Raw genomic sequence first — 25,572 nt, forward strand, 5'->3', positions numbered from 1 at the left:
TCGGGGGCGGTCAGCTCGGCAGGAGCACCGCCAGATCGTCCGGGAGCGGGCGCCCGGCCGCGCGGCGCTCGTCCGCGAAGCGGCCGGCCATCGCGCGCAGCTCGGCGTCGCTGCGCTCCTCCAGCCCGGCGACCGCCGCGAGCGGGACGCCGAGGAAGACGAGCTTGAGCACCCCGTGCCGCCAGGCGTGCGCGTCGAGGTGGCGGCGGGCGAAGGAGCCCATCGCCGCGGCGACGAGCCGGGTGTCGTTGGCGCGCAGGGCGTCGGCGGTCAGCTCGAGGCCGGCGAGGGTCGTCGCCGGTCCCGGGTCGCCGAGGGCGTTCAGCCCGGCCAGCACTCCGCGGCGCTCGGCGCCGTCCCCGCCCCGGTAGAGGCGGAGGAGGAGAGCGGCCAGGTCGTCGTCGCCGAGCGCCTGCGCGGCGGCCTGCACCAGGGCGGCGCGGGCCGCGTCGTCGTGCGTGCCGTGGACGAGGCCGTGCGGGTCCTCGGCGGGCCGGAGCGGCTCGCGTCCGGCCTCGCGGCCCGCGGCGGGGAAGAAGCGCTCGATCCGCGACGGGCGCTCGAGGACGGCGGAGCGGGCGGCCGCGGTCCACGGGTGCTCGGCGTGCGAGGAGGCGCCGCCGAGCGCCTCCTCCATCGCCGCGAGGCTCGCCACGGCCAGGCGGGGCGCGTCGTGCGAGTGCCGGGGCAGCTCGACGGCGGCGATCCCGCGGTAGCCGATCTCGGCGAGGGTCGCGAAGGCGGCCGCGAGGTCGAGCGATCCGGTGCCGAGCTCGAGGTGCTCGTGCCGCTCCGGGAGCATGTCGTCGACCTGCACGTTCAGCAGCAGGTCCCCGGCGCTGCGGAGGGCTCCGACCACGCCGTCCGGCTCCACCACGACGCAGTGGCCGAGGTCGACCGTCAGCCCGACCGACTCCGGGTCGCCGAGCTCGCGGCGCAGCAGCAGCGCGTCGGCCACCGTCTCCACCAGCATCCCCGGCTCGGGCTCGACGGCCAGCCGCACGCCGTGGCGCTCGGCCGTCGCGACGACGCCGCGCATCCGCTCGACGAGCAGCCGCCAGGCCGCGGCCGCATCCGCGCCCGCCGGCACGACCCCCGACCAGAGGGAGACGGCGTCGGCGCCCAGCAGCGCGGCGATCTCGATCGCGCGCTCGAGGAAGCGGACCCGGGGGCCGGCCTCCTCGTCGACCAGCGTGGGGCGGTGCTTCGCGAACGGGTCGAGCAGGTACCGCGCGCCCGTCTCGACGACCACGCGCAGGCCCAGCTCGTCGAGCCGCGACCGGAGCGCCAGCGTCCGCTCGCGCCAGTCGGCTGCGAAGGGATCGAGGTGCGGGTGCCCGAGGGTGAGCGCGACGGCGCGGTAACCCGCGGCGTGGATCACCGTGAGCGCGTCGTCGAGGGTGTGGTCGGCGAAGCCGTTGGTGCCGTAGCCGAGGACGGGTCCGGTGGCGCTCATGTGATGTCCGCCGTCCGCGGGCGGCGGAGCAGGAGGGAGCCGAGCGCGTCGAGCGCGAGCAGCGCCGCCCCCAGCTCGGGACGCTTCAGACCGGCGAGCGCGGCCTGCAGCGGGATCATCCCGGTGATGCCCGCGCGGGTGGCCGTCCGCGCGGCCGCGGCCGTCGGCGTCCGCACGGCCTGCAGCTGCGCGGTGAGCACGAGCAGGAGCCAGCGCCCGAGGCCCGCGGCGACGACCGCGGCGGGGGCGGCCCGGCGCTCGGCCAGAGCGCCGGCCGCGGTGGACAGCGCGATCGCCGCGGTGCCGGCCGAGACCGCTCCCGCCGCGACCGGGGTGGTGCCGTGCACCTCGCCGCGCGAGAGCACGGTGACGCCGAGCGTGTGCGCGGCCACGGCGGCGGAGGCGGGGGCCGCCGCGCGCACGCCGTCGACGCCCGCGCCGAGCAGCACGTCGAGACCGCGGCAGGCCGCCATCACGACCGGGCCCAGCGGAGTCGGCTTCGCGAGCAGGTCGTACGACCAGATCCCGGCCGCGAGCGGCAGTGAGAGCGCGAGCGAGCGCCGCCCGTCCACGACGGCCGCCACGGCGATCCCCGCCGCGGTCAGCGCGGCCGCCGTGCCCAGCGCCGCCGAGCGCCGGATGCGCCCCGAGGGGATCGGCCGCTCGGGCCGCTCCCGGGCGTCGAGCTCGGCGTCCGCGTAGTCGTTGAGCGCCATGCCCGCCGAGTAGAGCAGCGCGGAGGACAGCGGGAGCGCGACCGTGCGCGCTCCCACGCCGCGGCCCGCCCACGCTCCGCCGGCGACGGTGTCGCCGATCACGGTGAGCGCGGCCTTCGCGCGGACGAGCTCGAGGTAGTCGCGCAGCTCAGCCATCGCTCCGCGTCCCGCTCGTCACCGGGGTGCGGCGCTCGGCGACGAGCGCGCCGGTGCGGGCGGACCAGGCCACCAGCTCCGCCGTCTGCTCGGCGAAGCCGTGCACGTCGCTGCCCCACGGGTCCTTGAAGAAGAAGCCGAGCTCGCCGACCGGGCCCGAGACGCCGGCCTCGTCCGCGAGCGCCAGCAGGCGGGCGAGGTCGAGGATCAGCGGCGCCGCGAGGGCCGAGTCGTATGCCGACCAGATCGTCTGCACCGTGATCCGCGAGCCGAGGAAGCCCTCCGCGTGCACGTGGTCCCAGGCGGTCTTGACGTCGCCGAGGTCCGGGACGTTGTCGATGTGGAGCGGAGTGACGACGTCGTCGCCGAGGAGGGAGCGGAGTCCGCGGTTCTTCGAGACGAGCTTCGAGCGCACCGCCTCCGGGTCGGCGAGGGTCTGCCCGTCGCCGCCGCCGAGGAGGTTCGCGCCCGCCCACGAGAGCACGCGCATCCCGCGCGCCGTGAACATCGGCGCGAGCACGCTGCGGAGCAGGGTCTCCCCCGTCTTGCCGTCCTGGCCGGCGATCGGGATCCCGGCCTCGGCGGCCCACTCCTCCAGGGCCGGCAGAGCCAGCGCGGTCGAGGGAGTGAAGCAGGCGTAGGCCGCGCCCGCGACGACGGCCGAGAGGGCGGCGATCGAGCTCGGCGGCAGGAGGCGCTCGCCCGGACGCGCCAGGGCGGCGCGCAGAGCGGCGAGGTCGTGGAACTCGGGACGGTCGGCCGGCAGCACCTCGGTCGAGGCGACGTCGATCACGACGACCCGGGCGAGGCCGTGGCGCTCGCGGAAGGCGACGATGTCGGCGGCCCGGCGGTCGATCTCCTCCTGCTGCGACGCGGCGTCGGCGGGGGCGAGGCGGATCTCGGCGTCGGTCGCGTCGATCCGGTCGGCCACCTCGGCGACGACCGAGGTCGGGAACATGCCACCGGCCGCGAGGCCCGTGGCCTTCTCGAGCAGCGGGGTCGGCGAGACGTCGTGGCCGCCGATGACGATGTCGGCGAACCCGGCGAGCGGGACGTCCTCGAAGGCGGGGGTCGCGGTGGCGCAGCCCGAGCTGGGCGCGGCTCCGGCGGCGATGGCGTGCAGGCCCACGGCGGCCGTGGTGGCGACGCTGCCCCGGGCCCCGATCAGCCAGAGGCCGATGCGCCCGCTCGATCGGGGGGCGCCTGTGGTGGTGGTGTCGGACGAGGTCATCGTTCTCTCCTGTCTGGAAGGGCTGGCTGAGCGGCGATCGTCGGGGCGCACCCGGGCGATCGGAGTGGGGAGGGGCCTCGGCCGGGCGCGCGTCGCGCCTCCGGCCGGCCGTGTTGCGCAGGAACCGCACGCAGGGCCCGCCGAGATTGCGCGACCGTGCGTCGACTGGTTTCCTCAGGTGTGCTGTCCCCCGAACCCGTCCTCCGGGCCGAGAGAAGGAGCTGAGCGTGGCCGAGCGCGCGGGTACCGCGACCGGCGACATGCTGAGGCTGTTCGCCGACGGTCGACCGCGCACCCGCGCCGAGCTGGTCGAGGAGACGGGCCTCGCGCGGACCGCGGTGATGACGCGCCTGGAGCAGTTCTTCGAGCTCGGACTGATCGCGCACCTCGACCGCGCTCCGTCGACCGGGGGCCGCCCGTCCGCGCGCCTCGTCTTCGACCCGGCCGTCCGCTCGCTCCTGGCCATCGACCTGGGCGCGGCGCACTCGACCATCGCGCTGACCGACTTCGACGGCCGCATCATCGCCGAGCGCCGCGAGGAGCTCGACATCGCGCAGGGCCCCGTGGCGGTGCTCGGGCACGCGCTCGACGTCTGCGACGGGATCCTCGCCGCGGCCGGGGTCGACCGCACCGCCCTCGCGGGAATCGGGGTCGGCGTGCCCGGCCCGGTGGAGCACGCGAGCGGCCGCCCGGTGCGCCCGCCGATCATGCCCGGCTGGGACGGCTTCGACATCCCCGCCTTCGTGCGCCGGCGCTACGACACCACGGTGCTCGTCGACAACGACGTGAACCTGCTGGCGCTCGGCGAGCGGGCCTCGCGGTTCCCGCACGCCCTCGACCTGATGTTCGTGAAGGTCGGCACCGGCATCGGCGCGGGCATCGTCTCGTCCGGGCTGCTCCAGCGCGGAGCCCTCGGCTCCGCCGGTGATCTCGGCCACGTCCAGGTGCCGCGCACGGCCCCGGCCGCGGCGGGCGGTCAGGAGGGGGACCTCGAGGCGGTCGCGGGCGGCTCCGCTCTGGCCGCCGGGCTCGCCCGGGCGGGCCGCGACGTGCAGTCGGTGCGCGAGCTGATCGACCTGCTGAAGGCGCGCGATCCCGAGGCCGTGGAGGCGGCGCGGATCGCGGGACTCCAGCTCGGCGAGGTGCTGGCCACCTGCGTGAGCCTGCTGAACCCCTCCGTCATCGTGCTGGGCGGCGCGGTCGCCCTCGCCAGCCCGGAGATCCTGACGGCCGTGCGCTCGGTGATCGACGAGCGCTCCCTCCCCCTCGCGACGCAGCGGCTCGACGTGGTGACCGCCGAGCTGGGCGGCAGCGGGGGCGTGCGCGGTGCCGCGCTGATGCTGCGCGGGCACCTGCTCAGCCCCGCCGTGGTGGACGGCTTCCTCGAGCAGCTGCGCGCCGAGGGGCGGGCGGTCCGCTAGAGCGGCGGCCGCGCGCCCGGAGACGGCGGGCCGCGCCGGCGCGATCCCCCGCGGACCGCGTCGGCCGCACCCGGTCAGGAGCGGACCTCCGCGCGGTCGGCGTCCTCCGGCTGGGCGCCGAGAGCGGCGGCGACGGCGGCGTCGATGCGCGCCTGCTCCCCCGCGGCCCGGCGGCGGCGGCGGACGACGGTCAGCACGATGAGCCCGATGAGCAGGGCGAGGAGGAGCACGGCGCTCCACGGCACGGCCGCGGCCGAGGTCTCGGCGGTGGCGACCGGCACGTCGGGGACGACGACGGCGGAGTCGGCCTGCGCGGCCTGGTCGGCGGTGACGACGGTGCCCGAGAGCGCGGCGCGGGCGGTCGCGACGAAGAGCGGCCAGACTCCGGCGACGGTCACGGTGCGCGAGACGGAGGTTCCGGGGAGGAGCTCGGGCAGCGGCTCCGGGTCGGTCGCGGACACCGGCGCGAGGCCGAAGAGGCCGGCGACGCTGATCTCGGCGCCCGGCGCGATGCGGGTGTTGCCCGCGTTGGTCACGGTGTAGTCGACGGTCGCGGAGCCGGGGGCGAAGGGGTTCCAGCCGCCCTGGTACGAGACGGCGAGGCCGTCGATCGACAGGCGCGGGGCGAGCTCGCCGCCGACGCGGAGGTACATGCGCGAGCCCAGGCGCCGGTCGACCGAGACTCCGGTCTCGCCCTGCACCAGGATCGAGGAGACGACGCCCGCGGCGTAGTCGCCCGGGGTCACGTCGTCGGGGACGACGACCTCGAACGGGACCTGCACGCTCTCGCCGGCGGGCACGGTGACCTCGGGCTCGGGGAACGCGATCCAGCTGCCGAGCTGCGTCGAGGGCTCCGCGGCGGGGAGCAGGTCGAGCTGGCCGGCCTCGGTGATGAAGCCGTCGGAGCCGTAGACGCGGAACGTCTGCTCCTCGTCGTCGTAGTTGGAGACGATCAGGGCGTCGCTGAGGCGGCCGCCGGGATCGAGGGCGTACGCGTAGTTCGGCCGCTCGCTGCCCTGCTCGGTGTCGGCGGGGCGCACCCCCCAGGTGACCGGCGTGGAGGCGGGGTCCGCCTCCTGGGCACCCGCCTGAGCCGAGAGGCCGCCGGCTGCGAGGAGCGTCATCAGCAGCAGGGCGGCGGTGGTGCGGGAGGTGCGTGGCATGAGCGACATCGATCAGGCTTCCGTTGCAAGGGGGGATGCCTCCCCGCGGGACGCCGCTCCGGTACGCGGCACGCCGAGCGGGGCGGACCGGAGTGGCGTCTCGCGGGGAGACGGGGGGAGGGTGGGGCGGCCCGGAGGCCGCCCCACCGGTGCTAGCCGAGCGCGGTGAGCGTCAGCGTCGCGGTGTAGGTGCCGGTTCCGACCGAGAGCGGGAGCTTCAGGTCGAGGTCGGCGCCCAGGACCGAGGATCCGGTCGGGTGCTGCGCCGCGGCGGAGCCGAGGACGCGGGGCGTGGCGAGGCCGTTGCCCGAGTCGAACCCGGAGGGGACGGCTGCGCCGGCGACGGCACCGCCCGTGTTCTCCAGGACCTCGGGGGTCCAGCCGAGGTGCTTGCCCGAGAACGTCTTCTCGCCGGAGCGGAAGTCGCTCAGCTGGCCGGTGACCGACCAGGCCGGGCCGTTGAGGCGGGTGTCGGTCACGCGGACCGGCACGAGCTCACCGGAGGCGGCGAAGTGGTCGCCCTGCTCCTCGGCGACGCCGAGGTTCACCAGGTTGCTGGTGCCCTCGAGCGTCCAGGTCAGCTCGCCCTTGTTGGCCTCGGGGACGATGACGGCCACGGCCTGGTCGCCGGCCGCCGCAGCGCCCGCCGCCGTTCCCGTGAAGGTGCCGTCGACTCCGGCGGCGGTGTTGCCCGCGCCGAAGTTGACCGCCGGCGCGTTGTCGGCGAGCGCGATGCGCCCGCCGACCGTCGAGCCCGCGAGCTGGACGTTGCCGGAGTTGCCCGAGAGCGTGAGGTTCCCGCCCACCGTGTTGCCGAGGGCCGAGGCCGAGCCGTCCTCGTTCGCGCCCAGGAGGACGCCGCGCGAGGAGCCGGTGACGGCGAGCGAGCCGCCGACGATGGCGCCCTGCACGTTCACGCCGAAGTCGCTGCCGGCGAAGGTGGCGTCGCCGCCGACGCTGGTGCGGTCGACGTCGACGTAGTTCGCCGCGTCGGTGCTGACCGAGCCGTCGACCGAGAGGTCGCTGAACTCGACGTCGATCCCGCCGGCCTCGACCATGCCGCCGACCGTGAGGTCGCGCAGGTAGAGGAAGCCGTTGCGGCTGCCGTCCGAGAACGACACGACGTCTCCGCCGACGCTGGTGCCGTCGATCGAGATGCCGTACGCGTCGGTGCCGATGACGTCGCCGCCGATGGTCGCCGAGGTGGCGTCCAGCCAGGCGTCGTCGCCGACGATGACGTTGCCGGTGACGGTCACGTTGCCGAGCACGCAGGTCTGGCCCGCGCCGACGTTGAGGTCTCCGGTGATCGTCTGGTTCCCGAGCTCGGTGGTGCAGTCCGTCGTCGCCGCGAAGGCGGACGGTGCGGCGACCATCGCGAGGGAGGCGGCCGCGAGGACCGCCGTGGGCGTCTTCCACTTCATGGGGGTTCTCCTCGGTGCGCTCGTGCGCGTCGTGCTGGTGGTGGTGCTGTCGGTGCGGCGCGCGCGGCGCGGGGTGCGCTCAGCCACGGAGCGCAGCGATCGCGGAGTAGCTGCGGGAAGCGGCCTCGAGGGAGTTCCCCGTGCTCGGCGGCGTCGCCAGCGTGGGAGCGGTGTCCTGCTCCCAGACGCCGAAGCGCTGGCCGCGGTCGCGCAGCTCCGAGAGGAACGCCTGGTAGGGCAGGTTGCCCGCGCCGAACTCGACGATGTCGTAGCCGTTGGTGTTGGCGTTGTTCGTCTTGCCGTCCTTGAGGTGCAGGATCGGGTAGCGGCGCGGGTTGCGCTTGATGTAGTCGAGCGGCTCGAAGCCCGGGTAGAGCTTCTTGCCGACGTACGCCCAGTAGACGTCCATCTCGAGGTACACGTGACGCGGGTCGGTGTTGTCGTAGAAGAGGTCGTACAGGCGGGTCTTGGGGTCGTCCGTGGCGAACCCGAACTCACCGGCGTGGTTGTGCTGGTAGAGCTTCATGCCCGCGGCCGAGACCTGCTGGCCCCACTTGTTCCACTCCTCCGCCGCGGCCAGGTAGCCCGCCTTGGTGTTGACGTTGGTGGGCGCGTTGCCGGTGCCGAGGTGCGGCGTGCCGAGGATCTGCGCGATCTCGATCTGCTTGCCCAGCTCCGAGCGGAGGAGGTTGGTGCCGACGTGCGAGCCGACGGCGCGGAGGCCGTTGTCGTCGAGCAGCTGGCGGATCTGCTGCGGGGTGATCGCCCCGACGTTGCCCTGGGTGTACCCGGCGAACTCGATCTCGCTGTAGCCGATGCGGCCGAGCTCCTCGAAGACGGCCCGGAAGCCGAGCGACGAGACCTTGTCGCGGACGCTGAAGAGCTGGATGCCGATGCGGTTGATCGGGACCAGGCGCGTGGATCCGGACGAGGGCGCGGGGGCGGCCGTGGCGGGCGCCGCGAGGGCTCCCGCTCCGACGCCGACCGCGACGGTCGATGCGGCCAGGGCCGTCATCAGCGAGCGCCGGCTCATCGGCTTGGCCGTGATGGATGCGTGGTGGTGGTGCATCATTTCTCCTTCGAAATGGCAGATGGTGCAGGGGGTGGGGGGCCGGCCGGCCCGGTCGAGCCGGCCGGCCCCTGCGCGGGGGCTACTGCTGGACGGTGAGGTTCAGCAGCGCCGACGCGGCGTTGGTGTCCGCCGTGGCGGTGTGGGTGACGGTCAGCTTGTAGCTGCCCGCCGTGAGCTTCGGGAGCGTCACCACGACGTGCCCGTTCTCGTCGAGGGTCCCGGTGAGCATCGCGACGGTGGAGAGGTTCCTCTTCACCATCACGCTCACCTGACCGGTGCCGGCGACACCCGTCGAGGACTTCGCGTCGACCGTGACCTGCGCGCTGGCGCCCGGCTTGACCGGGTTGGGCGAGACGGTCGCGGTGAGCTCCGAGGCGGCCTTCGAGACGATCAGGCGGGCGGTGCCCTCCGAGGCCTTGAAGGTGGCGTCCGAGCCGTACGCCGCACGGAGGGTGTGGGTGCCGGCGCCGAGGGTCTTCGGCAGGGCGAAGGTCGCCTTGCCGTCCTTCAGCGTCGCGCGGCCCAGCTCGGTGGCGCCCTCGTAGAGGACGACCTCTCCGCCGGGGTTCCCCCCCTGACCGGTGACCGTGACGGTCGCCTCGCCGGGTGCCCCGAAGGTCACGCGGGGAGCCGAGAGCGCCACAGTGGTGGTCGACGCGGCGGTCGGGGCGTTCGCCGCGGCCAGGTCGATCGTGAACTTCACCGTGCCGACCGCCGAGACGTTGCCGCCGGTGTCGGTGGCGCGGTACTGGATCGTCCGGGCGCCGTTCGTGGTGAACGGGACCGTGTACGCGCCGTTGACGGCGCGGACCGTGGTCCACGTCGTGCCGTTGTCGGCGGAGTACTGGACGGTGGAGAGCGCTCCGTTGTCCGTGGCGGTGAGGCCGAGGGTCACGGGCTTGTTGTAGACGCCGCCGACGCCCGCAGGCGCTGCCGGGTCGAGGGTCGCCGCGACGGTCGGAGCCGTCTTGTCACCGGCGCCGGCACCCTGGAAGGTGAGGGAGTCGAGCGACAGGCCGTTGGGCGAGGTCACGTAGAGCGAGCCGGTGCCGCGGGGGACGTTGGTGCCGAAGGGGACGAGGACGTCCTTCCAGCCGGCTCCCGCGGGGATGGTCGCTGTTCCGAAGGGCGCTGCGTCGGCAGCGTTCCAGCGGAGGTCGACGGTGCCCTCACCGGTGGCGCGGACCACGACGCCGGTCAGGTTGGCGAAGTTCACCGGGTCCCAGCGCAGGAAGGATCCCGCACCGAGTCCGCTGACGGCGTTGCCGCCGCTGGCGGTGGTGTCCGCGTAGGGCAGGACGCCCTCACGGGCGGCGTGCTCCGCCTCCTGCGTCTTCGGGTTCAGCCGCAGCGTCGCCTCGGCCGCAGCAGGGGGCAGGCCGTTGAAGCCGCCGTCCGTGTAGGTCACGACGACGGTGCCGTACAGCAGCGCGCCGGGGCCGTGCTCGGGCGAGTCCTTGGACGTCGGGAACGCTCCCTTGGCACCGGTGCCGGTGACCTCGGGGTGGGCGTGCTCGTCGTGGCCGAGGCCGTAGGTCCAGCCCACGCGGCTGCTGACGATCTGGTCGCCGTCCTCAGCGTCCTTGCCGGTCACCTGGTAGGGGATCGCGTCGCCCCAGCTGAAGAACGAGCCGTTGCCGGGCGTCTGGATCTGGATCTGCGGCGCCTGGTTGCCGACCGAGATGACCCGCGAGGTCAGGCTGAACTTGCCCTTGGCGTCGGTGACGCGCAGACGGGCCGTGAACTGTCCGAGCTCGGTGTAGGTCTTCTTGACGGTCACTCCGGTGGCGTCGAAGGTGCCGTCGCCGTCGAAGTCCCAGTCGTAGGTGAGCGCGTCGCCCTCGGGGTCGGTCGATCCCTTGGCGTCGAACGTGACCTCGAGCGGGGTCTGCGAGGCGGACAGGGGGGTCGCGGTGAAGCGGGCCTGCGGCGCCTTGTTGCCCTCGGCGTAGTCGATCCGGTACAGGCCCGCGTCGGGGTTGGCGCGGAAGAATCCGTCGCCGTACTCGATCACGTACATCGACCCGTCGGGGCCGAACTCCATGTCCATCGGGTTGTCGTGGATCGGCTGCGCGGCCTGGCTGAGCGCCGCGTTGGGGAGGAAGTCCTCGATGTGCGTGACCGCGCGGTCCTCATCGAGCGTGAACGCCGCGATGTAGTCCTGCGAGAACTCGCCGAAGAAGGTCTTCTTGTCCCAGTACTCCGGGAACTTCGACGTCGAGGTGTTCTCCGCGTCGAAGTGGTACACCGGTCCGCCCATGGGGCCCTGGCCGGTGCTGGTCCCGAAGTTGACGAGCTCGTCGAACGGCTGGTCGCCGGGGTTGTCGCCGTAGTAGACGGTCGCCGCCCTGGCGTCCGGGATGTCGACGAGGCCGGTGTTCCAGCGCGAGTTGTTCTTCAGGTTCTCCGGGTCGAAGAAGCCGCGGGGCGTCGACGTCTCGAAGTTCCACTCGTTGTACGGCGCGTTGGGTCCGTGGACGTAGGGCCAGCCGGAGTTGTGCGGCTCGTCCAGTCCGGTCGCGTTCCACTCGACGAGGCCCATCGGGCCGCGGACGCCGTCGGCCGCAGCGGCCTTCGTGGCGTCGGGGCCGTAGTCGCCCCAGGAGAGGGTGTTCGTCTCGGCGTCGACGTCGATCTTGAACGGGTTGCGGACGCCCATCACGAAGATCTCGGGGCGGGTCTTCTCGGTTCCCACCGGGAAGAGGTTGCCGTCGGGGATCGTGTACGAGCCGTCCTCCTGCACGGTGATCCGGAGGATCTTGCCGCGGAGGTCGTTCGTGTTGCCGGCGCCGCGACGCGAGTCGAAGCCCGGGTTCATGCGGGGCGCGTCGTTGTTCGGCGCGAAGCCCGCGGCACCCGGAGCGCTCGCCGGCGTGTTGTCGCCGGTGGAGAGGTACAGGTTGCCGTCGGCGTCCCAGTCGAAGTCGGCACCCACGTGGCAGCACTGCCCGCGCTGGGTCTCGATGTCGATGATCTTCTGCTCGCTCGCGAGATCGAGGCCCGAGCCGGTCCACTTGAACCGGGAGAGGCGGTTGATGCCCTTCCACTGGTCCCAGTAGCTGTCGGTCGCGCCCTCGGGCAGCATGTTCGGGGCCGCGCCGGTCGGGGTGTTCCCGGGGGGCGCGTAGACGAGGTAGACCCACTTGTTCTCGGCGAAGTCGGGGTCGATGCCGACGGACTGCAGCCCGTCCTCCGAGTTCTGGTACACGGGGATCGTGTTGACGACACGGGTGGTGCCGGTCTTGGGGTCGGTGTGGCGGATCTCGCCGTTCCGAGCGGTGTGGAGGACCGACTTGTCCGGGAGGACGGCCAGGTCGAGGGGCTCGCCGACGTTCTTCGTCAGCAGGACCTTCTCGTAGTTGCTCCAGTCGAGAGCGGATGCTCCGCCCTCGGAACCGTGGTCCACTCCGTCGTGGGCCGAGGCGGGCAGGCCGAGGGCGGTGAGTCCGGAGACCGTCACCATCCCGGCGATGCCGAGTGCGAGAAGACGCCTGATGCTTCTTCTCGAGGATCGCTTACCATTCATGCGTGATGTGATTCCTTCAATGAGGTGTTCATCGCAGAGGCCGGGTCCGTCGCTGTCCGCACGACTGAGCGGATCCGGTCTCCTCCTGTCCGGCCCTGGGGCCGGTGTCTTGCACTCCTCCTCCTCTCGCGGATGCCGGTGGCGCTGCGCTGCGGGTCGTCAGTGATCCCGGGGCGGCGCCGAGGTGGGGGCCGGCGCGGGATGGTTCCCGCGCCGACCCGGGCTGGTGGGGCCGATCAGGACTCGAAGGCCGAGGGCAGGTACTCGGAGACGTTGTCCTTGGTGACGACCGGCGCGAAGAGCTGGATCTGGCGCGGGACGCCGAGCGAGCTGGTGTCGGCCATCGACTTGTTCTGCTCGACGAGGCGGGCGAGCTTGATGCCGTCCGCGGCCTGGGTCGAGGGGTAGACGACCGTGGCCTTGACGACGGAGTCGTCGGCCTCGATCGCGCGCATCACGTTGGCCGATCCGGCGCCGCCGACGAAGAGGAACTCGTCGCGTCCGGCGGTGTCGATCGCCGCGAGGACGCCGACGCCCTGGTCGTCGTCGTGGTTCCAGATGGCGTCGATCTTCGGCGCGGCCTGGAGGAGGTTGGCCGCGGCCTGCTCTCCGCCCTGGACGGTGAAGTCGGCGGCGACGCGGTTGTCCACGTCGAGTCCGCAGCCCTCGAGCGCGTCCGAGAAGCCCTGGCTGCGCTCCTGGGTCAGCGGGAGGGAGTCGATGCCGGCGATCTCGGCGACGACGGCGTCGGGGTTGTCGCCGAGCTCCTCGCAGATGTAGGTGCCGGCGCTGACGCCCATGCCGTAGTTGTCGCCGAGGATGGTCGACCGGGCGGCGAAGGGGCTGGAGAACTCGCGGTCCACGTTGATGACGGTGATGCCCGCCTCCATCGCCTGGGTGGCGACCTGCGTGAGCGCCGCTCCGTCGATCGGCAGGAGCACGATCGCGTCGACGCCGTCGTTGATGAAGGTCTCGACCTGGCTGATCTGGAGGTTGACGTCGTTGGTGCCCTCCGCGGTGCGGAGCTCCACGTCGTCGTACTTCTCGGCCTCGGCGATGGCGGCGCGGCTGACCGCGCCCATCCAGCCGTGGTCGGCGGCGGGAGCGGTGAAGCCGATGACGACGTTGTCGCCGGAGGCGTCGTTGTCCGAGGCGGCCACGGCGGCGGCGGTCCCGCCGGAGGCGGCGTTGCCGGTCTCGACCGGGGCGTTCGAGATGCAGCCGGTGAGCATCAGCGCGACGGCGCCGAAGGCGACGCCGGCCGAGCCGAGTCGGGCGGTGCGGGAGAGGCGGCTGCGGGTGAAGGGGCGTGCGGGCATGGAAGTGATCTCCTTCGATCGATCCGAGGGGTCCGAGGGCACACGTGTCCTGCGGAGAGGTGACCTGAGTGGTCGGGTGGGTTGCTGTGTGTGGAGGAGCGGGGCCGGAGCCCCGGGGTCAGGACTTCCTGCCGCGGGCGGCGAACCGCTGCTGCAGCAGGACGGCGGCGACGATGATCGCGCCCTTCGCGACGGCCTGAGTCGAGGTCGACATGTTGTTCTGCGTGAACACGTTGGTCAGGGTCGTGAAGATGAGGACGCCGAACACGGTGCCGACGATGGTGCCGCGGCCGCCGGCCAGCAGCGTGCCTCCGACGACGACCGCCGCGATGGCGTCGAGCTCGTAGAGGAGGCCGTTGGTCGAGCTGCCGGCGGTGGTGCGGGCGAGCATCATGACGGCGGCGATGCCGGCGGTGAGCCCGGCGAGGCCGTAGACGTACATGGTGTGGCGGCGGACCTTGATGCCGGCGAGGCGGGCGGCCTCGGGGTTGCCGCCGACCGCGATGGTGCGACGGCCGAAGGTGGTGCGGTTGAGCAGGATCCAGCCGGCGACGGCGACGACCACGAAGATCAGCACGAGCACCGGGATGCCGAGCACGTCGGCGCGGAAGAAGTCGAGGAACGGCGTGACCGTGACGACCTGCGTCTGGCGGTTCGAGATCAGCTCGGCGAAGCCGCGGGCGGCGACGAGCATCGCCAGCGTGGCCATGAACGCGACGACCCGGCCGTAGGCGATCAGCGCGCCGTTGATCAGGCCGCAGACGAGGCCGACGACGACCGCGGTGAGCACGATCACCAGCCAGGAGGTGTTGGCCGCGTAGTACTGGGTCGAGACCGTGCTCGCCCAGACCGTCGCGAGCCCCATCACGGAGCCGACCGAGAGGTCGATGCCGCCGGAGGTGATGACGAAGGTCATGCCGATGCTCAGCACGCCGATGACGGCGGCGAGGCGGAGGATCGTGAGCACGTTGTCGACGCTGGCGAAGCGCTCCCCCGCGGTCGCGAATCCGACGATGCAGAGGATCACCAGCGCGAGCAGCAGCCCGACGTTGCGGCCGAGGGAGCCCTGCATGAGGCGGGCGATCCCGGAGCGGGAGTCCTTCGAGGGCACGCCCCCGGAGGAGCCTCCCGTCGCGGCCGACGCGTGACGGGCGGCGTCCTCCTGCGGACCGCCGATCGACGGCGACGCGGTGTCGAGCTGTCCGCTCACGCTGCACTTCCTTCCATGACGAGATCGAGCACGCGGTGCTCGTCGATCGAATCGGCCGGGCCCTCGTGGACCACGGCGCCGTCGGAGATCACGAGCACTCGGTCGGAGAGTCCGAGGACCTCGCCGATCTCGCTGGAGACCACGAGCACGGCGGCGCCGTTGGTCGCGAGGTCCCTGATCAGGGTGTAGATCTCGGCCCGTGCGCCGACGTCGACCCCGCGGGTCGGCTCGTCGAGCAGCAGGACGCGGCAGCCGCGCACGAGCCAGCGGGCGAGGAGCGCCTTCTGCTGGTTGCCTCCGGAGAGGGTGCGGGCGTCGCGGTCGACCCCGGAGGGCCGCAGGTCGAGGGAGACCGCCTGCTCGGCCGCCGCCGCGCGCTCGGAGCGCTCGTCGAGGAAGCCGCGCTTGGCGAAGCGGTCGAAGGTCGAGAGGGTGATGTTGCGGTAGACCGGCTCGTCCAGGAGCAGGCCCTGGCTCTTGCGCTCCTCCGGGCAGAGGCCGATGCCGGCGTCGACCGCCGAGGTGACGGATCCGGCGCGCAGGCGCTTGCCCGCCACGCTGACCGTCCCGGTGCTGGCGCGGCGCGCCCCGTAGATGGTCTCGAGGATCTCGGAGCGGCCGGAGCCGACCAGCCCCGCGAGGCCGACGACCTCGCCGGCGCGGATCTCGAGGGAGACGTCCGAGAAGGAGCCCTGCAGGCCCAGCTTCTCGACCTTCAGCAGCGTCTCGGCCTCGACGTCGAGCTCCTGGCGGTCCGGGAAGACGTACTCGACGGCGCGGCCGGTCATCAGGGTGATGAGCTTCGAGGTGGGGGTGTCGGCGACCGCGAGGTTCTGCGCGACGGTCGCGCCGTCCTTGATCACGGTGATCCGGTCGCCGATGGCGCGGATCTCGTCGAGGCGGTGCGAGATGTAGACGATGGCGACGCCGGAGGCGGTGAGCTGGCGCACCACGTGGAAGAGGTTCTCCACCTCCTCGGAGTCGAGCACCGCGGAGGGCTCGTCCATGATGATGACCCGCGCGTCGTGCGAGAGGGCACGGGCCATCTGCACGATCTGCTTGCCGGCGGCGGAGAGCGTGCCGACCTCGCGGTTCGGCGAGATCTCGGAGTGGCCGAGGCGCTCCATCAGCTCGCGGGTGATCCTCGTGGCCTTCGCCCGGGCGGTGAAGCCGCCGCGGGAGAGCTCGTGGCCGAGGAAGATGTTCTCGGCGACGGAGAGGCCGTCGACGACGTCGAGCTCCTGGTACATCGTCGCGATGCCCAGGGCGAGGGCCGCCGTCGGGGACGGGATCGTGACGACGTTCCCGTCGACGAGGATCTCGCCCTCGGTGGGCTGGTGGGCCCCGGCGAGGGTCTTGATGAGGGTGGACTTGCCGGCGCCGTTCTGGCCGAGGAGGCAGTGCACCTCACCGGGTCGGACATCGAGGTCGACGCCGTCGAGAGCACGGGCGCCGGGGAAGACCTTCACGATGCCGCGCATCTGCAGAAGCAGCTGCTGAGACTCGTCGGAGGTGCGGGGAAGAGGCTGTGCAGCAGTGCTGCGGGGGTCTGCGGTGACCATGCGGATGAAGCTACTTCCACTTACGTCGCGGGTCAAGCAAAAGTTCTGAACCGATTCGAAGGCGGTTCGAGTGATCGCCCAGTCGCCCCAAGGGCTTCCTGCTACCGCGTCAGGGCTGGGATCCGCGGGATTACGCGACATCTGACGGCGGCGGTTGAGACATTCCGTCCGTGATAGAGCGCTCTCCGAACCCTATGAACGCGCTCATGTCCGTGCAGCCCGGGCGCGTCGCCCCGGAGGCGGCCTCGCCGAGCGCGGTAGCGCCCGCGCCCCGACCCGTGGCAGGGTCGTACGGCCGACGAAAGGACGACGATGTCGAACGACCGAGCCCTGCGCGTCGCGATGGTGGGGACCGCCTTCATGGGCCGCACCCACTCGCACGCCTGGCGCACCGCCTCCCGCTTCTTCCCCCTCCCCCTCCGCCCCGAGCTCGCCGTGCTCGTGGGGAGCAACCCCGACTCGACCGCCGAGCGCGCCGAGCGGCTGGGCTGGAGCGAGGCCTCCACCGACTGGCGGGCCGTCATCGCCCGCGACGACATCGACCTCGTCGACATCTGCACGCCGGGCGACACCCACGCCGAGATCGCCATCGCGGCCCTCGAGGCCGGCAAGCACGTGCTGTGCGAGAAGCCCCTCGCCAACTCCGTCGAGGAGGCGGAGCGGATGGTCGCCGCGGCCGCCGCCTCCGGCAAGGTGGCGATGTGCGGCTTCAGCTACCGCCGCACCCCGGCCCTCGCCCTCGCGAAGCGCTTCATCGAGGAGGGCCGCCTCGGCGACATCCGCCACGTGCGCGCCCAGTACCTGCAGGACTGGCTGTCCGACTCCGAGGCGCCGCTGACCTGGCGCCTGCAGAAGGAGCGCGCCGGCTCGGGCGCCCTCGGCGACATCGGCGCGCACAGCATCGACACCGCCCAGTGGCTGACCGGCCGCGGCATCACCTCGGTCTCGGCGACGCTGCGCACCTTCACCACCGAGCGCCCCGTGCTCAGCGAGCAGGTCGGCCTCGGCGGCCGCGCCGGTGCCGACGCCCCGCGCGGCGCCGTGACCGTCGACGACGCCGCGGCCTTCACCGCCTCCTTCGAGGGCGGCGCCCTGGGCGTCTTCGAGGCGACCCGCGTCGCGACCGGCCGCCGCAACGCCAACCGGATCGAGGTGAACGGCGAGCTCGGCTCGATCGCGTTCGACTTCGAGCGGATGAACGAGCTCGAGTACTACGACGCCCGCGACCCCGAGGAGGCGCAGGGCTTCCGGCGCATCCAGGTCACCGAGCCGGCGCACCCGTACATGGCGGCCTGGTGGCCGACCGGGCACGGCATCGGCTACGAGCACCTCTTCACGCACCAGGTCGTCGACCTCGTCGAGGCGATCGCCGGAGGCACGGCGGTCACGCCCACATTCGCCGACGCCCTCGACGTGCAGCGCGTCCTCGACGCGGTCGCCACCAGCGCGGGCGCGTCGTCCGTCTCCACGCCGGTCGCCCGCTGACCCGACCGTCCCCTCCCCGCGAGATGCCGCTCCGGTGCGCCTCCCCCGGCGTGTCGCGTGCCGAGGCGGCGTCTCACGGAAGGGGGCGGCGGGCGCGGGGAGTCACAGTCGGCGCCGTGCGCCGATCCTGCGCCATAATGCGCCTATGAGCAAGAAGATTGACGCTGCGCATCGCGCACTGGTAGAGGCCCTCGACAAGCACGCCCGACTCGTCTCGGACAAGGAGTCGAAGCCGCGGAAGGTCGAACGGGCCGGAGCCGAGCTCCGCGCCGCGACGAAGGCGTACGCCGCGCTCGTGTCCGCGCGCACCGGCGCCGCGAGCCCCTTCGCCGATCTGGCCGACCCCCGCCTGGACAAGCCGACCATCGCGTCGCTCCGGGCCGAGCGCGACGCGATCGCGAAGCGGATCGCCAAGCACGAGGCGTCGGCGGGCGAGGACGGCGCGCTCGCGAGCTGAGCGTCCGGCGCGGCGCGGTCAGGCGCTGAGCAGCCGTCACAGCGCGATCCCGCGGTGAGCGCGCGCCTCCGCTGCCTCCGAGTCGCCGTGTTACGCGCGGGTTCCGCGCGGGTCCGACCGCCTTCGTAAGGTGATCCCCGGGATCCGCGCAGTCGCGGCGCCGAGCGACCGGAGGCCGGTCGCAGCGCCGGCGGTGACCAGCACCGCTCGGTCGGCGCCGAGTGCCCGGATCCTCTCCACGGAAGGATCCCCACAGCCATGACCCTGCGCACCCGACTCCTCGCGACCTCCGCGATCGCCGCCTCCGCCGCCCTCCTCCTCGCCGGCTGCTCCGGCGCGGGCGGCGGCGACGACACCGTCCGCATCGGCGTGGTCGGCGCGAGCGACCCCTACTGGGCCACCTACGAGAAGGCCGCCGCCGACGCCGGGATCGACGTCGAGATCGTCGACTTCAGCGACTACAACCAGCCCAACCCCGCCCTCACCGAGGGCGAGATCGACCTCAACCAGTTCCAGCACATCGCCTACCTGGCGCAGTACAACACCTCGGCCGACGCCGACCTCGTGCCGATCGGCGCGACCGCGATCTACCCGCTCGGCCTCTACTCCTCGCAGTACGACGACGTCGCGGACATCCCCGCCGGCTCCACCGTCGCGATCCCCAACGACGAGACCAACCAGGCGCGCGCGCTGCTGGTGCTGCAGTCGGCCGGGCTCGTCGAGCTGAAGGACGGCGGCGGAGTGCTCTCGAACGTCGACGACGTCGAGTCCTCCTCGAAGGTGGAGGTCACCGCGCTGGAGGCCTCCCTCACCCCGACGTCGCTCCCGGACGTGGCCGCCGCGATCATCAACAACGACTTCATCGAGAACGCGGGCCTGAAGGCCTCGGACGCGATCGCCCAGGACGACCCGAGCGACCCCGCCTCCCTGCTCTACACGAACATCTTCGCCGCCCGGGCCGACGACGCCGAGAACGAGACCTACACGAAGCTCGTCTCGATCTACCAGGACAGCCAGGACGTGCTCGACGGCGTCTCGGAGCAGTCCGGCGGCACCGCGGTCTTCCTGAAGACCCCCGCCTCCGAGCTGGAGACCTCGCTCGAGTCCGCCGAGACCGACATCTCCGCCGCCTCCTGACTCCGGCACCCGCGGCACCGCGCCGGTCGGGTCCTCCGCTCGCGGAGCTCCCCACCGGCGCGGTCCCGCGCCTCCCCCGCAACAGAAAGGGCGCCCCGTGCCGCTCATCCGCATGACCGACGTGCGCAAGGTGTACCCCGGCGCAGGGCGCGGCGCCGCCCCGACCGCGGCCGTCGACGGCGTGAGCCTCGAGATCGAGGCGGGCGACGTCTACGGCGTGATCGGCTACTCCGGCGCCGGCAAGAGCACGCTCGCGCGCCTCGTCAACGCCCTCGAGCCCGCGACCAGCGGCAGCATCGAGATCGACGGCCGCGAGACCATGGGGCTGCCCGAGCGCGAGCTGCGTCGGCTGCGCCTGGGCATCGGGATGATCTTCCAGCAGTTCAACCTGTTCGGCTCGAAGACCGTGGGGCAGAACGTCGCCTACCCGCTGCAGGTCGCGGGCGTCCCGCGGGCGGAGCAGCGCGCCCGCGTCGACGAGATGCTCCGCTTCGTCGGCCTGAGCGACAAGGCGCGCAGCCACCCGGAGCAGCTCTCGGGCGGGCAGAAGCAGCGCGTCGGCATCGCCCGCGCCCTCGCCGCCTCCCCGCGCATCCTGCTGGCCGACGAGGCCACCAGCGCGCTCGACCCGGACACCACCGGCGAGGTGCTCGCCCTCCTCCGCCGCATCAACGAGGAGCTGGGCGTCACCATCGTCGTGATCACCCACGAGATGGACGTGGTCCAGCAGCTCGCGACGAAGGTCGCGGTGATGGAGTCGGGCCGCATCGTGGAGCGCGGGCCCGTCTTCGACGTGTTCTCGGCCCCGCGCGAGCCGGTCACCCGCCGCTTCGTCTCCACGGTCGTCCGCTCGGTGCCCTCGCCCGCGGAGGCGGCCGTGCTGCGCACGCGCCACCGCGGCCGGCTGGTCACGCTCTCGTTCTCGGACGACTCCGCCTCCCAGGGCGACGTCTTCGCCGAGGTCGCGGCGGCCGGCGTGCCGCTCGAGCTCGTCTACGGCGGCATCACCGACGTCCGCGGGCGGGCCTTCGGCCACCTCACGGTCGCCCTCGACGCGCCGGACGGCGTCGTCGACCCCCTCCTCGCCCGCCTCGGCGGACGCGTCGCCCTCACGGAGGTGCCCCGATGAACGAGCTGATCCCGCTCCTGCCCAAGCTCGTCCAGGCGACCGGCGAGACGCTCTACATCGTCGCGCTGAGCCTCCTCTTCGGCGGGCTCGGCGGACTTCTGATCGGACTGGGCCTCGCGCTCACCCGCGGCGGCGCCCTCTACGCGAACCGGGTGGTCTACGGACTGCTCAACGTGATCGTGAACGTGTTCCGGCCGATCCCGTTCATCATCTTCATCGCCGCGGCCCAGCCGCTGGCCCGGCTGGTGGTCGGCTCCGGCATCGGCACGGACGCGATCGTCTTCACCCTCTCGCTCGGCGCCGCCTTCGGCATCGGGCGGATCGTGGAGCAGAACCTGCTGACCGTGCAGCCCGGCGTGATCGAGGCGGCGCGGTCGGTCGGAGCGAGCCGGTTCCGGATCGTCCGCACCGTACTGCTGCCGGAGGCGCTCGGTCCGCTGATCCTCGGCTACACGTTCGTGTTCGTCGCCGTGATCGACATGTCGGCGGTCGCCGGATACATCGGCGCCGGCGGGCTCGGCAACTTCGCGATCCAGTACGGCTACCGGCAGTTCGAGCCGGTCGTCACCTGGGCCGCGGTGCTCGTGATCATCGTGATCGTGCAGCTGGTGCAGCTGCTCGGCAACGTGCTGGCCCGGCGCATCCTGCGCCGCTGAGGCCGCCCCCCGCACCAACGCGAGACGCCACTCCGGTTCGCGACACGCAAGGGTCGCTGTACCTGAGTGGCGTCTCGTGGAAGCCCGTCCGCCGGGGCGGGAGGCGTCAGTAGCGCGGCTTGCGCTCCGGGCGCTCGCTCGAGCGGCTCGGGCCGCTGGGGCGTCCGCCGCGGTCGGCGCCGGCGCGGCTCGGACGGCGGTCCGGCTTCAGCTCGATCAGCTGGCCGCTGATGCGGGTGTCGGCGAGGCGGTCGAGCACGTCCTGGGGCAGGTCGGCCGGCAGCTCCACGATCGAGAAGTCCGGGCGGATGTCGATGTGCCCGAAGTCGCCCCGGTTGAGGCCGCCCTCGTTCGCGAGCGCGCCCACGATCTGGCGGGGCTCGACGCGCTGGCGGCGGCCGACCTCGATCCGGTACGAGGCGAGGTTGCTGTTCGCCGGGCGCTGACGGCGCTCGGGACGCTCGCCCCGGTCGCCGCCGCGGTCGAAGCGGTCGCCGCGCTCGGGGCGGTCGCCCCGGTCGGGCCGGGAGTCGCGGTCCTCGCGCTCGCGACGGGCGAAGCGGGGGTCGTCGGGCGAGAGCAGCAGCGGCTCCTCGCCCTGCGCGACGATGGCCAGCGCGGCGGCGACGTCCGACTCGACCACGTCGTGGTGCTCGACGTAGTGGCCGATGATGTCGCGGAAGCGCTGCAGGCGCTCGGTGTCGGCGAGCGCCGCGGTGATCGCGTCGTCGAAGCGCGAGAGGCGGGTGACGTTGACGTCCTCGACGCTCGGCATCCGCATCTCGGTCAGCGGCTGGCGGGTGGCCTTCTCGATGGCGGCGAGGAGGCGGCGCTCGCGCGGCGTGACGAAGCTGATCGCCGCTCCGCTGCGCCCCGCGCGACCGGTGCGGCCGATGCGGTGGACGTACGACTCGGTGTCGATCGGGATGTCGTAGTTGACGACGTGGCTGATGCGCTCGACGTCGAGGCCGCGGGCGGCGACGTCGGTCGCGACGAGGATGTCGAGCTTGCCCGACTTCAGCTGCTCGACGGTGCGCTCGCGCTGGGCCTGGGCCACGTCTCCGCTGATCGCCGCCGCGGTGTAGCCGCGGGCGCGCAGCTTCTCGGCCAGCGTCTCCGTCTCGCTCTTCGTGCGGACGAACACGATCATGCCCTCGAAGTTCTCGACCTCGAGGATGCGGGTGAGCGCGTCGACCTTCTGCGGGTACGACACCATCAGGTAGCGCTGGGTGGTGTTGACGGAGGTCGTGGTCTTGTTCTTGACCGTGATCTCCTCCGGCTCCTTCAGGTACTTGCCGGAGATGCGGCGGATCTGCGCGGGCATCGTCGCCGAGAACAGCGCGATCTGCTTCTCGACGGGGGTGTCGGCGAGGATCGTCTCGACGTCCTCCGCGAAGCCCATCTTGAGCATCTCGTCGGCCTCGTCGAGCACCAGGAACTTCAGCTGCGAGAGGTCGAGGGTGCCCTTCTCGAGGTGGTCCATGATGCGGCCGGGCGTGCCGACGACGACGTGGACGCCGCGGCGGAGCGCGGAGAGCTGGGTGCCGTAGCCCTGGCCGCCGTAGACGGGGAGGACGTGGACGCCGCGGAGGCCGGACGCGTAGCGCTCGAACGCCTCGCACACCTGCAGCGCGAGCTCGCGGGTCGGGGCCAGCACGAGGGCCTGCGGCGTCTTCTGCGAGACGTCGAGGCGCGAGAGGATCGGCAGCGCGAACGCCGCGGTCTTGCCGGTGCCGGTCTGGGCGACGCCGAGGACGTCGCGGCCGGAGAGGAGGGACGGGATCGTCGCGGCCTGGATGGCCGAGGGCGTCTCGTAGCCGACCTCCTTGAGGGCCTTGAGGACCGGGTCGGAGAGACCGAGGTCGGAGAAGGTGAGCGTGGGGGCGCTCTCGGAAGCGGTGTCGGCTTCGGGGGCGGAATCGGGGGTATCGGTGGACGCCATGGTGCAACGGTAGTGCTCCGGCGGCGCCGCCGTCCGAGGGAACCCCGAACGCTCGGGCGATCCCGACCCTCCGGAGGCGCCTCGAGCGCCCGTCACGGGGTGAAGTCGAGCAGCACCTTGCTCGAGCGCGAGGCGTCGCGGGCGAGCTCGAAGGCCTCGAGCGCGCGCTCCAGCGGCAGCACCTGCGTGACCACCGGCGCCACCGCGAGGCTCCCGTCGGCGAGCGCCGCCAGCACCTCGTCGATCTCGTCGACGAAGCGGAAGGAGCCGATCAGGCGCAGCTCCCGGGTGATCGCGAGCGAGATCAGGGCCGGCTGCTCGCCTGAGGGGAGGAGTCCCACCATCACGGCGGTGCCGCCGCGGGCGGCGCCCCGGACGGCCGAGGCGAGGCCGCGCGGGCTGCCCGAGGACTCGAAGACGACGTCGGCCGCGACCTCGGCGATCGCGTCGGCGTCGGTCGCGCGGATCGTCCGGGTCGCGCCGACCGCGCGGGCGATCGCGAGCGGCTCCTCGGCCAGGTCGACGGCGACGATCTCGGCCGCCCCCGCCCGCTTCAGCACGGCGACGATCAGCGCCCCGATCGGGCCGCTGCCGATCACCAGCGTGCGCCGTCCCGCCACCTCCCCCGCGCGCGAGACCGCGTGCCAGGCGACGCTCGCCGGCTCCGCGAGCGCCGCCTCCCGGAGCCCGAGGCCGGCGGGCAGCTCGCGGAGCATGCGCGCCGGCAGCACCACGTGGCGGGCGAACGCGCCCTGGGTGTGGGGCATCCGCGCGGCGCTGCCCAGGTAGGTGCCCTCGGTCGCGAGGTTGGGGCGCCCGTCGGGCCACTCGCCGCGCGCGGTCGCGGGGTGCACGGCGACGGCCGCGCCGACCGGGGGTCCTGAGCTGTCCGCCGCTGCCTCGACGACCGTGCCGACCACCTCGTGGCCGAGCGTCAGCGGCTCGCGGAGGATCGACTCGCCCGCGGCGCCGTGCGTCCAGTAGTGCAGATCGGAGCCGCAGATCCCGCCGTACGCGACGGCGACGAGGGCCTCGCCGGGGCCGCGCGGCGCGAGCGGCGCCTCCTCGACGCGGAGGTCGCCGGCGGCGTGGACGACGACGCGGGTGGTGGAGGCGGGGACGAGCGCGGTCATGCGGGTTCCGTTCGGTGGGTCGAGGGGTGGCTCAGACGACGACGGTCATGCCGCCGTCGATGAAGACGACCTGCCCGTTGACGTAGTCCGAGCCGTCGGAGGCGAGCCAGACGGCGGGGCCGATCAGGTCCTCGACGCGGCCCCAGCGCGCGGCGGGCGTGCGCCCGAGGATCCAGCTGTTGAACGCCTCGTCGTCGACGAGGCCCTGCGTCATCTCGGTGTGGATGTAGCCCGGCGCGATCGCGTTGACCTGGATGCCGTGCTGCGCCCACTCCGCCGTCATCGCGCGGGTGAGGTTGCGGATCCCGCCCTTCGAGGCGGTGTAGGGCGCGATCGTCGGCCGCGCGAGATCGGCCTGCACCGAGGCGACGTTGACGATCTTCCCGGCGCCGCGCGGGATCATCCGCTTCGCCGCCGCCCGGCCGACCACGAAGGCGCTGGTGAGGTTCGTGCGCAGCACCCGCTCCCAGTCGGCGACCTCGAGCTCGAGCAGGGGCACGCGGTGCTGGACGCCGGCGTTGTTGACCAGGATGCGCAGCGGGCCCACCGCCTCCTCGATCCAGGCGACGCCCGCCCCGGCGGCCGCGTCGTCGGTGACGTCGGCGGGGAGCGCTCGCGCGCGGAGGCCGGGCCGAGACGTCCCGCTGCGCGCCGGGACGCCGGCGCGGGGCGGTGTCTCGGCACTGACGGGCAGCGGGAAGCCGGCGCCTCACCGCTGCCGGGCGCGTGAGCACGGCAGCTCGGCGGAGATGCGCCGCGCGAGAGCAGCCTCCGCGCGTCGGCGCAAGGGCCCCCGCTCCGGGCGTCCCCGACCTAGCGTCGGAGGATCGGCATCATCGAGCGAAGGAGCACGACATGGCATCAGGAGTCGCAACGGTCTGGGTCCCCGTCACGGACATGGAGCGGGCGGTCGCGTTCTACCGCGACACGCTCGGCCTCGAGGTCAAGGACACCTCGGACGACTGGTCGGAGCTGGACGCCGGCGGGCTGATGATCGGCCTGAACGCCCGCGAGTCGGCCACGGTCGCGGAGCAGGGCGGGGCGGTCATCTCGTTCCAGCCCGAGGGCTCGATCGAGGACGAGCTGGAGCGCCTCACGGCGCGGGGCGCGTCGATCGAGGGTGAGATCAGCGACCACGAGTGGGGCCGCATCCTCCCCTTCAAGGACTCGGAGGGCAACGACCTCCAGTTCTACTCGCCGCCGCAGAGCTGAGCGGAGGGCCGCCGTCGAGGCGGCCGCGACGAGCGGCGGGCGGGCCGGAGCCGGAGGGCTGCGGTCCGCCCGCCGCTGTACGTCGCGCGGGCGGTCGGTCCCCGCGCAGGTGCGTCACCCGGCCGGTCCGGTCCTCGGATCGTCTCTCCGCCGCACGTGAGGCCCTCC

The 25,572-nt window shown here is 73.0% G+C and carries 19 protein-coding genes and 1 pseudogene; 7 read left to right on the plus strand and 13 right to left on the minus strand.

From position 1 onward, the window contains the following. Nucleotides 1-10 precede the first annotated feature (10 nt). From C5C53_RS17450 to C5C53_RS10050, 3 genes are read right to left on the minus strand one after another with little or no spacing between them, the layout of a single operon-like run. Nucleotides 11-1,456, minus strand: a complete 1,446-nt coding sequence (locus C5C53_RS17450) for an EboA domain-containing protein (protein WP_104222465.1) — start codon at nucleotides 1,454-1,456, stop codon at nucleotides 11-13. Continuing rightward, entirely contained in the window at nucleotides 1,453-2,328 is an 876-nt protein-coding gene (locus C5C53_RS10045; protein WP_208543324.1) for an SCO3242 family prenyltransferase, read from the minus strand. The genes C5C53_RS17450 and C5C53_RS10045 overlap by 4 nt, the downstream gene beginning before the upstream one ends. Further along, a complete protein-coding gene (locus tag C5C53_RS10050; protein ID WP_104222464.1) occupies nucleotides 2,321-3,559 on the minus strand; it encodes an inositol-3-phosphate synthase in 1,239 nt (412 codons plus the stop codon). Before C5C53_RS10050 ends, C5C53_RS10045 begins: the two co-directional genes overlap by 8 nt. A gap of 227 nt (nucleotides 3,560-3,786) precedes the next feature. Here C5C53_RS10050 and C5C53_RS10055 point away from each other — a divergent pair, with 227 nt between their 5' ends. Then, nucleotides 3,787-4,980: an ROK family protein gene (locus C5C53_RS10055; RefSeq protein ID WP_258062157.1), complete on the plus strand. Its 1,194-nt coding sequence runs from the start codon at nucleotides 3,787-3,789 to the stop codon at nucleotides 4,978-4,980. 74 nt (nucleotides 4,981-5,054) lie between these two features. On the opposite strand, the gene C5C53_RS10060 is transcribed toward C5C53_RS10055, so the two are convergent. The 7 genes from C5C53_RS10060 to C5C53_RS10090 all read right to left on the minus strand — a co-directional run bounded on the left by C5C53_RS10060 (nucleotide 5,055) and on the right by C5C53_RS10090 (nucleotide 16,172). Then, complete coding sequence (locus C5C53_RS10060; protein ID WP_146078976.1) at nucleotides 5,055-6,143, minus strand: hypothetical protein; 1,089 nt, start codon at nucleotides 6,141-6,143, stop codon at nucleotides 5,055-5,057. 152 nt (nucleotides 6,144-6,295) lie between these two features. Further along, nucleotides 6,296-7,564 (minus strand): hypothetical protein, encoded by a 1,269-nt coding sequence (locus C5C53_RS10065; protein ID WP_104226600.1) that lies wholly within the window; start codon nucleotides 7,562-7,564, stop codon nucleotides 6,296-6,298. Nucleotides 7,565-7,643: 79 nt separating this feature from the next. Continuing rightward, the gene (locus tag C5C53_RS10070) at nucleotides 7,644-8,633 is read right to left on the minus strand and encodes a sugar phosphate isomerase/epimerase (RefSeq protein WP_219813837.1); all 990 of its coding nucleotides are present in this window, start codon (nucleotides 8,631-8,633) and stop codon (nucleotides 7,644-7,646) included. An 82-nt stretch (nucleotides 8,634-8,715) separates the two neighbouring features. Then, nucleotides 8,716-12,162 (minus strand): PQQ-dependent sugar dehydrogenase, encoded by a 3,447-nt coding sequence (locus C5C53_RS10075; RefSeq protein ID WP_146084664.1) that lies wholly within the window; start codon nucleotides 12,160-12,162, stop codon nucleotides 8,716-8,718. A gap of 236 nt (nucleotides 12,163-12,398) precedes the next feature. Further along, nucleotides 12,399-13,481 carry a substrate-binding domain-containing protein gene (locus C5C53_RS10080; protein WP_104222461.1) on the minus strand — a complete coding sequence of 361 codons (1,083 nt, stop codon included), beginning with the start codon at nucleotides 13,479-13,481 and terminating at the stop codon, nucleotides 12,399-12,401. A 118-nt stretch (nucleotides 13,482-13,599) separates the two neighbouring features. Then, nucleotides 13,600-14,553 (minus strand): ABC transporter permease, encoded by a 954-nt coding sequence (locus C5C53_RS10085; RefSeq protein WP_068256795.1) that lies wholly within the window; start codon nucleotides 14,551-14,553, stop codon nucleotides 13,600-13,602. Nucleotides 14,554-14,687: 134 nt separating this feature from the next. Beyond that, nucleotides 14,688-16,172 (minus strand): sugar ABC transporter ATP-binding protein, encoded by a 1,485-nt coding sequence (locus tag C5C53_RS10090; RefSeq protein WP_208543410.1) that lies wholly within the window; start codon nucleotides 16,170-16,172, stop codon nucleotides 14,688-14,690. 393 nt (nucleotides 16,173-16,565) lie between these two features. Between C5C53_RS10090 and C5C53_RS10095 the strand changes: the two genes are divergently transcribed. From C5C53_RS10095 to C5C53_RS10115, 5 genes are all read left to right on the plus strand, one after another. Next, nucleotides 16,566-17,738, plus strand: a complete 1,173-nt coding sequence (locus C5C53_RS10095; RefSeq protein ID WP_104226598.1) for a Gfo/Idh/MocA family protein — start codon at nucleotides 16,566-16,568, stop codon at nucleotides 17,736-17,738. 145 nt (nucleotides 17,739-17,883) lie between these two features. Further along, nucleotides 17,884-18,195: a hypothetical protein gene (locus C5C53_RS10100; protein ID WP_104222458.1), complete on the plus strand. Its 312-nt coding sequence runs from the start codon at nucleotides 17,884-17,886 to the stop codon at nucleotides 18,193-18,195. 258 nt (nucleotides 18,196-18,453) lie between these two features. Then, nucleotides 18,454-19,332: a MetQ/NlpA family ABC transporter substrate-binding protein gene (locus C5C53_RS10105; protein ID WP_104237943.1), complete on the plus strand. Its 879-nt coding sequence runs from the start codon at nucleotides 18,454-18,456 to the stop codon at nucleotides 19,330-19,332. Nucleotides 19,333-19,444: 112 nt separating this feature from the next. Then, on the plus strand, nucleotides 19,445-20,461 hold the full coding sequence (locus C5C53_RS10110; protein ID WP_104222490.1) for a methionine ABC transporter ATP-binding protein: 1,017 nt from the start codon (nucleotides 19,445-19,447) through the stop codon (nucleotides 20,459-20,461). Beyond that, complete coding sequence (locus tag C5C53_RS10115) at nucleotides 20,458-21,117, plus strand: methionine ABC transporter permease (RefSeq protein ID WP_104222456.1); 660 nt, start codon at nucleotides 20,458-20,460, stop codon at nucleotides 21,115-21,117. Before C5C53_RS10110 ends, C5C53_RS10115 begins: the two co-directional genes overlap by 4 nt. 106 nt (nucleotides 21,118-21,223) lie before the next feature. Here the strand turns inward: C5C53_RS10115 and C5C53_RS10120 are convergent, their stop codons facing one another. The 3 genes and pseudogenes from C5C53_RS10120 to C5C53_RS10130 all read right to left on the minus strand — a co-directional run. Then, nucleotides 21,224-23,059: a DEAD/DEAH box helicase gene (locus tag C5C53_RS10120; protein WP_104222455.1), complete on the minus strand. Its 1,836-nt coding sequence runs from the start codon at nucleotides 23,057-23,059 to the stop codon at nucleotides 21,224-21,226. 92 nt (nucleotides 23,060-23,151) lie between these two features. Next, nucleotides 23,152-24,192 (minus strand): L-idonate 5-dehydrogenase, encoded by a 1,041-nt coding sequence (locus C5C53_RS10125; protein ID WP_104267457.1) that lies wholly within the window; start codon nucleotides 24,190-24,192, stop codon nucleotides 23,152-23,154. Nucleotides 24,193-24,223: 31 nt separating this feature from the next. Next, nucleotides 24,224-24,829 (minus strand): annotated as a pseudogene (locus C5C53_RS10130) (SDR family oxidoreductase); the annotation flags it as partial. A 218-nt stretch (nucleotides 24,830-25,047) separates the two neighbouring features. Between C5C53_RS10130 and C5C53_RS10135 the strand changes: the two are divergent. Continuing rightward, nucleotides 25,048-25,404, plus strand: a complete 357-nt coding sequence (locus C5C53_RS10135; RefSeq protein ID WP_104226592.1) for a VOC family protein — start codon at nucleotides 25,048-25,050, stop codon at nucleotides 25,402-25,404. Nucleotides 25,405-25,572 lie beyond the last annotated feature (168 nt).

This window comes from Rathayibacter sp. AY1E3 (genome assembly GCF_002932235.1).
Lineage (GTDB): Bacteria > Actinomycetota > Actinomycetes > Actinomycetales > Microbacteriaceae > Rathayibacter.

Coding starts and splice junctions, on each gene's coding strand:
- C5C53_RS17450 (WP_104222465.1), bottom strand. CDS start 1,456: ATGAGCGCCACCGGACCCGTCCTCGGCTACGGCACCAACGGCTTCGCC.
- C5C53_RS10045 (WP_208543324.1), bottom strand. CDS start 2,328: ATGGCTGAGCTGCGCGACTACCTCGAGCTCGTCCGCGCGAAGGCCGCG.
- C5C53_RS10050 (WP_104222464.1), bottom strand. CDS start 3,559: ATGACCTCGTCCGACACCACCACCACAGGCGCCCCCCGATCGAGCGGG.
- C5C53_RS10060 (WP_146078976.1), bottom strand. CDS start 6,143: ATGCCACGCACCTCCCGCACCACCGCCGCCCTGCTGCTGATGACGCTC.
- C5C53_RS10065 (WP_104226600.1), bottom strand. CDS start 7,564: ATGAAGTGGAAGACGCCCACGGCGGTCCTCGCGGCCGCCTCCCTCGCG.
- C5C53_RS10070 (WP_219813837.1), bottom strand. CDS start 8,633: ATGCACCACCACCACGCATCCATCACGGCCAAGCCGATGAGCCGGCGC.
- C5C53_RS10075 (WP_146084664.1), bottom strand. CDS start 12,162: ATGAATGGTAAGCGATCCTCGAGAAGAAGCATCAGGCGTCTTCTCGCA.
- C5C53_RS10080 (WP_104222461.1), bottom strand. CDS start 13,481: ATGCCCGCACGCCCCTTCACCCGCAGCCGCCTCTCCCGCACCGCCCGA.
- C5C53_RS10085 (WP_068256795.1), bottom strand. CDS start 14,553: ATGCAGGGCTCCCTCGGCCGCAACGTCGGGCTGCTGCTCGCGCTGGTG.
- C5C53_RS10090 (WP_208543410.1), bottom strand. CDS start 16,172: ATGCGCGGCATCGTGAAGGTCTTCCCCGGCGCCCGTGCTCTCGACGGC.
- C5C53_RS10095 (WP_104226598.1), top strand. CDS start 16,566: ATGTCGAACGACCGAGCCCTGCGCGTCGCGATGGTGGGGACCGCCTTC.
- C5C53_RS10100 (WP_104222458.1), top strand. CDS start 17,884: ATGAGCAAGAAGATTGACGCTGCGCATCGCGCACTGGTAGAGGCCCTC.
- C5C53_RS10105 (WP_104237943.1), top strand. CDS start 18,454: ATGACCCTGCGCACCCGACTCCTCGCGACCTCCGCGATCGCCGCCTCC.
- C5C53_RS10110 (WP_104222490.1), top strand. CDS start 19,445: ATGACCGACGTGCGCAAGGTGTACCCCGGCGCAGGGCGCGGCGCCGCC.
- C5C53_RS10115 (WP_104222456.1), top strand. CDS start 20,458: ATGAACGAGCTGATCCCGCTCCTGCCCAAGCTCGTCCAGGCGACCGGC.
- C5C53_RS10120 (WP_104222455.1), bottom strand. CDS start 23,059: ATGGCGTCCACCGATACCCCCGATTCCGCCCCCGAAGCCGACACCGCT.
- C5C53_RS10125 (WP_104267457.1), bottom strand. CDS start 24,192: ATGACCGCGCTCGTCCCCGCCTCCACCACCCGCGTCGTCGTCCACGCC.
- C5C53_RS10135 (WP_104226592.1), top strand. CDS start 25,048: ATGGCATCAGGAGTCGCAACGGTCTGGGTCCCCGTCACGGACATGGAG.